The sequence below is a fragment of the Lentzea sp. genome, from assembly GCF_036380075.1.
Lineage (GTDB): Bacteria > Actinomycetota > Actinomycetes > Mycobacteriales > Pseudonocardiaceae > Lentzea.
In genome coordinates this window covers 1-5,890 of sequence record NZ_DASVFL010000238.1, presented here as the reverse complement: position 1 = coordinate 5,890, position 5,890 = coordinate 1, and the positions used below count along the sequence as shown (strand labels likewise).

Sequence of the window (5,890 nt, the reverse complement as noted above, 5' to 3'; positions counted from 1 at the left end):
CCGGTCGCAGCCGCAATGTCCGGGTCACTAGGCTTGACCGCATGGCTCATTACCTCGCCGCCGTGGCCTGGCCGTACGCCAACGGCCCCCGCCACATCGGCCACGTGTCCGGCTTCGGGATCCCCTCCGACGTATTCAGCCGGTACATGCGGATGGCGGGCCACGACGTGCTCATGGTCAGCGGCTCCGACGAGCACGGCACCCCGATCCTGGTCCAGGCCGACAAGGAGGGGATCACCGCGCGCGAGTTCGTGGACCGCAACCACCGGATCATCACCGAGGACCTCGCCGCCCTCGGCATGACCTACGACCTCTACACGCGCACGAGCACGCGCAACCACCACGCCGTCGTGCAGGAGCTGTTCCTCGGCGTCTACGGGAACGGCTACTTCGTCGAGCAGACGACGCACGGCGCGATCTCGCCGTCCACCGGGCGCACCCTGCCCGACCGGTACATCGAGGGCACCTGCCCGATCTGCGGCTACGACGGCGCCCGTGGCGACCAGTGCGACAACTGCGGCAACCAGCTCGACCCGATCGACCTGAAGAACCCGCGCTCGCGGATCAACGGGGAGACGCCGAAGTTCGTCGAGACCGAGCACCTGTTCCTCGACCTGCCGTCGTTCATCGACTCGCTGGGCTCGTGGATGGGCACGCGGTCCGAGTGGCGCCCGAACGTGCTCAAGTTCTCGCAGAACCTGATCAAGGACCTGCGGCCGCGCGCCATCACCCGCGACCTCGACTGGGGAGTGCCGATCCCGCTCGACGGGTGGAGCGACCAGCCGATGAAGCGGTTCTACGTGTGGTTCGACGCCGTCATCGGGTACCTGAGCGCGTCCGTGGAGTGGGCGCGCCGGTCCGGGAACGACGACGCCTGGAAGGAGTTCTGGACGGGCGACGCCCAGGGCTACTACTTCATGGGCAAGGACAACATCGTCTTCCACTCGCTGATCTGGCCGTCGCTGCTGCTGGGCCAGAACGGCGCGGGCGACAAGGGCGGCGAGGCCGGCCGGTTCGGCACGCTGAACCTGCCGACCGAGGTCGTGTCGTCGGAGTACCTGACGATGAGCGGCTCGAAGTTCTCCACCTCGCGCGGCACCGTGATCTACGTCGGCGACTTCCTGAAGGAGTTCGGGCCGGACGCGCTGCGGTACTTCATCTCCGTCGCGGGTCCCGAGAACCAGGACACCGACTTCACCTGGGAGGAGTTCGTCCGCCGGACGAACTTCGAGCTGGCGAACGAGTGGGGCAACCTGGTCAACCGCTCGATCTCGATGGCGCACAAGAACGTCGGCGCCATCCCGAAGGCCACGAACCTGACGCCCGCCGACCACGAGCTGCTCGCGCAGTCGAAGGCGGCGTTCGACACGGTCGGCGCGCACCTGCGCCGGTCGCGGTTCAAGCAGGCCTCCGGCGAGGCGATGCGGGTCATCTCGGCGGCGAACAAGTACCTGTCGGACCAGGAGCCGTGGAAGCTCAAGGACGACCCGGACCGCCGCGACTCGGTGCTGCACACGGCGTTGCAGGTCGTGCAGGACGCGAACACGTTGATGACGCCGTTCCTGCCGCACTCGGCGCAGCAGGTGCACGAGGCGCTGGGCGGCACGGGCGTGTGGGCGGCGCAGCCGCAGATGAACGAGGTCAGCGACCTCGACGTGCCCGAGCGCTCGTACCCGGTGCTGACCGGTGACTACGCGGGCGAGCAGGCGCGCTGGGAGTCGACGCCGATCGAGGCCGGCCGTCCGCTGCGCAAGCCGTCGCCGCTGTTCGCGAAGCTCGACCCGAAGCTGGGCGAGACCGGGCCCGAGTGGGCCCCGATCGTCATCGACTAGTGGCGGACGAGCGGGAACGACCGCCGGTGCCGGAAGCCCTTCCGGCGCCGGTGGTCGACGCCCACACCCACCTCGACGCGTGCGGGGCCTCGTCGGCGGAGGACGTCGCGGTGCTGCTGGACCGCGCCAACGCCGCCGGCGTCTCGCACGTCGTCACGGTGGCGGACGACCTGGCCGCCGCCCGGTGGGCCGCCGAGGCGTCCACCTGGGACCCGCGGGTCTACGCGGCGGTGGCCGTGCACCCGACGCGCACCTCGTCGTTCGGCGACGAGGAGAAGGCCGAGCTGGAACGGCTGGCCGTCCTGCCGCGCGTCGTGGCGATCGGCGAGACCGGTCTCGACTACTACTGGGACTACTCGCCGCCCGCCGCCCAGCACGAGGCGTTCCGCTGGCACATCGACCTCGCCAAGCGGGTCGGGAAGCCGTTGATGATCCACGACCGGGACGCGCACGAGGACGTCCTCGAGATCCTCTCCTCGGAGGGGGCGCCGGCCACGGTGGTCTTCCACTGCTTCTCCGGCGACGCGGACTTCGCCCGGCGGTGCGTCGACGCGGGGTACGTGCTGTCGTTCGCGGGCCCGGTGACGTTCAAGAACGCCCGCGCGCTGCGGGAGGCGGCCCTGCTGGTGCCGCGGGACCAGCTCCTGGTGGAGACGGACGCGCCGTTCCTGACGCCTCACCCGTTCCGGGGGCGTCCGAACGAACCCTATTGTGTGAATTACACAGTTCGGGATCTGGCCACGCTGCGTGGCGAAGATCTTTCTGAACTCTGCTCCACCGTCACCCGTAATGCTCAACGAGTCTTCGGACTCGACTACTGAGATGCGACCTGGAGCGAACGGAGCAAGGGGTTCCTACCCTTGCGGGTGACTGACGTCACAACATTGGCGGGGGTGTTTGCGCAACGTGCGCGACCCCGTTACTGTCCCGTGACCGTGCCTCCCGATCCGACGTTGTCGGTTCGGAGCACGCCCGCGGTCGGGGCGGGGCCGAAGCCAGAAGTGCCGAAGAGCGAGACCACGTAGGAGGAGTTGCCGGGAATTTCGAGTTCCAACTCGAATGATCTTGTCAACGCCAACTGTGCGGTGGCCTCGGAGCTTCCGCAATGGAGGTATCGATCCAGTGTCTGGAAGCGACAGAACTGCCGCTCCGTACGACTTCAACGACGACACCGACTGGTTCACGCCGGTCGGGCAGACGTCGGTGAGCGTCGCCGACCCCCACCCGAGCTTTCCCGCCGGTGCGCTGACCATCACGCCCGCGGACGTGCTCGAGGTGCTCGGCCCGGACGCGGACGACCTGCTCGCCACGGCCAACGTCGACGTCGACGAGCTGATCCGTCTCATCAACGCCGAGACGACGATCATGCCGCCCCTCGTCCTCCCGTCGGAGGAAGAGGAGAAGAGCGACCCGCAGCTACTCGTCTCGGCCGTCTCGACGTGGAAGCGCCGCTTCCTCAAGGGCGCGGTGGCCGCGGTCCTCGTCTCGATCTCCGGTGGCGGCGTGACCGCCATGGCGATGGACAAGTCGCTGACCGTCGAGGTCGACGGCGCGCTGCAGACCGTCCACTCCTACGAGGGCACGGTCGGCGAGGTCCTGGCGGAGGAGGGCATCGTCGTCGGTGAGCACGACGCCCTGTCCCCGTCGCTGAACACCCCGATCTCCGACGGCGGCAAGATCAGCCTCGACCGGGGCCGCCTGCTGAAGACCAGCGTCGACGGCCAGGCCCGCGAGGACTGGGTCCGCTCGGTCACCGTCGAGGAGGCCGCCAAGCAGATGGGCGTGCCGCTCGAGGGCGCGTGGATGTCGGCCCCCAGCGGCCAGGACATCCCCCTCGAAGGCATGAACCTCGAGGTCAAGACCCTCAAGAGCGTCAAGCTCTTCGACGGTGCGAACCCGGTACGCGAGGTCAAGACCACCGCGCTGACCGTCGACGAGCTCCTCAAGGGCGAGAACCTCAGCCTCGGCCCGGAGGACGCGATCCAGTCCGGCGCCGACGTCCGCCTGGCCACGGGCGCCGAGGTCTACATCTCCCGCACCGGCGTCACGGTCATCAACGTGAACGAGCCGGTCGCCCCGCCGGTCGAGAAGACCAACGACCCGAACATGAACGCGGGCGAGCAGAAGGTCCTGGAGCCCGGCGAGGCCGGCGAGCAGATCTCGCAGTACCGCGTGACGGTGAAGAACGGCAAGGAGATCGCCCGCGAGAAGCTGGGCAGCAAGGTCACCAAGGAGCCGAAGCCCAAGAAGATCGTGGTGGGCACCAAGCCCCTCCCCGACGGCGCCGTGTGGGACCGCCTCGTCCAGTGCGAGGCAGGCGGCAACTGGGCCATCAACACCGGCAACGGCTACTACGGCGGCCTCCAGTTCGCCAAGAGCACCTGGGACGCCTACGGCGGCAACGCCTACGCGGCCTTCCCGCACCAGGCCACCCGCGAACAGCAGATCGCCATCGCCACCAAGCTCCGCGACGGCCGCGGCGGCACGTACTCCGCGTGGCCGGGCTGCCGCGCGAAGCTGGGCCTGCCGTAAACCGGCACTCCCCGTCCCCAGACGAAGGCCGCTCGTGGTTCGCCACGGGCGGCCTTCGCCGTGTCCGGGCCACGGAGACGCGGGGACGGGACGGCCAAGGCACCCAAGCCAGGCAGGCCAACGGCGAAGCCGAGGCACCCACCAGGGGCGATGCGAAGCGAGCCGACAAGACCCCCGCACTTCCAAGCGACGCCGAAGGCGAGCAGTCACCCCTGACGCCGATTGGAGCCGGTGAGCCCACCCGTTCTTTGCGATTGGGGCTTGACTTTGGGTGCGAGGTGCTACCCCTCTCGGGCTCGGCCGGTCGCGAAGCGTCCGGCCGTTTTCCGGCCGACCACAGCACCTCGCAAGGGCCCCGAAGTCAAGCCCCAATCGCGGATCGTCGCGCAGCGGCGATGAACAACGCTCTTTCGTCCGAGGTGCACGACCACGCTGGAACAGGCACGGAACCAGCTCAACCGGACCACGCTGGGAAACGGGCCATCAGAGCCTGCGAGAATGCAGGACGTGAGCCTGCTGGGACCCGCCGAAGTCCGCCGTCTAGCCAACGAGCTGGACATCCGCCCGACCAAAAAACTGGGCCAGAACTTCGTCCACGACCCCAACACGGTCCGCAAGATCGTCGCCTCGGCCGACCTGACCGAGGAGGACGTGGTCCTCGAGGTGGGTCCGGGCCTCGGCTCCCTGACCTTGGCGCTGCTCCCGAACGCGGCCCAGGTCGTGGCCGTGGAGATCGACCCACCCCTGGCGCACCGGCTCCCGCAGACGGTCCAGGAGCACGACCCGGACAACGCGCACAAGCTCCAAGTGGTGCTCAAAGACGCCATGAAAGTCACCCAAGAAGACCTGCCGGCGCAACCCACAGCGATCGTCGCCAACCTCCCGTACAACGTCGCGGTCCCGGTGGTCCTCCACCTCCTCAACGAGCTCCCGACGCTGCAAAAGGGACTCGTCATGGTCCAGGCCGAGGTAGCGGACAGGATGGCGGCTAAGCCCGGCAACAAGATCTACGGCGTCCCGAGCGTCAAGCTCGCCTGGTACGCGGAGGCGAAGAAGGCCGGCGCCGTCGGAAAGAACGTCTTCTGGCCGGCGCCGAACGTCGACAGCGGCCTGGTCTCGTTCACCAGACACGAAAAGCCGCTGTCCACAGTGGACAAGACCAAGCTCTTCAAGATCGTCGACGCCGCCTTCGCGCAGCGCAGGAAGACGTTGCGGGCTGCGCTGAAAGGCGCCACCGACAACGTCGACGAGTTGCTCCAGAAGGCGGGGATCGATCCCCGACAAAGGGGTGAACAGCTCAGCGTGATCGACTTCATCCGGATCGCCGAGGTCTAGGCCGGGGATCCTTCGGCCAACAGTGTGATCTGTCGAACGAATCGGAATCTGGCTTGCGCAACCGAACGTCCGTCCGGTTGACTGCTACTTGCCATCCGGAGCGACTGAGAGACCTGGCTCTACGACGTCGCAGCAACCACCCGCTGGATGCGGGCAGGTGCTAACGCCAGGACCGATGGAGGATCACCATG

Annotated in this window: 4 protein-coding genes and 1 riboswitch; all 4 genes read left to right on the top strand. The window is 68.0% G+C overall.

The features are described from left to right. Positions 1-41: 41 nt before the first annotated feature. The 4 genes from metG (at position 42) to rsmA (ending at position 5,699) form a co-directional block, all read left to right on the top strand. A complete protein-coding gene (metG, locus tag VF330_RS26045; RefSeq protein WP_330854309.1) occupies positions 42-1,832 on the top strand; it encodes a methionine--tRNA ligase in 1,791 nt (596 codons plus the stop codon). Positions 1,833-1,858: 26 nt separating this feature from the next. Further along, positions 1,859-2,653, top strand: coding sequence for a TatD family hydrolase (locus VF330_RS26040; protein WP_330854308.1), 795 nt, complete (start codon positions 1,859-1,861; stop codon positions 2,651-2,653). Between the two features lie 301 nt (positions 2,654-2,954). Next, positions 2,955-4,364, top strand: a complete 1,410-nt coding sequence (locus VF330_RS26035) for a transglycosylase family protein (protein ID WP_330854307.1) — start codon at positions 2,955-2,957, stop codon at positions 4,362-4,364. Between the two features lie 498 nt (positions 4,365-4,862). Next, a complete protein-coding gene (rsmA, locus tag VF330_RS26030) occupies positions 4,863-5,699 on the top strand; it encodes a 16S rRNA (adenine(1518)-N(6)/adenine(1519)-N(6))-dimethyltransferase RsmA (RefSeq protein ID WP_330854306.1) in 837 nt (278 codons plus the stop codon). An 88-nt stretch (positions 5,700-5,787) separates the two neighbouring features. Continuing rightward, positions 5,788-5,881: riboswitch (SAM riboswitch) on the top strand. Positions 5,882-5,890: the final 9 nt, after the last annotated feature.

Coding starts and splice junctions, on each gene's coding strand:
- metG (WP_330854309.1), top strand. CDS start 42: ATGGCTCATTACCTCGCCGCCGTGGCCTGGCCGTACGCCAACGGCCCC.
- rsmA (WP_330854306.1), top strand. CDS start 4,863: ATGCAGGACGTGAGCCTGCTGGGACCCGCCGAAGTCCGCCGTCTAGCC.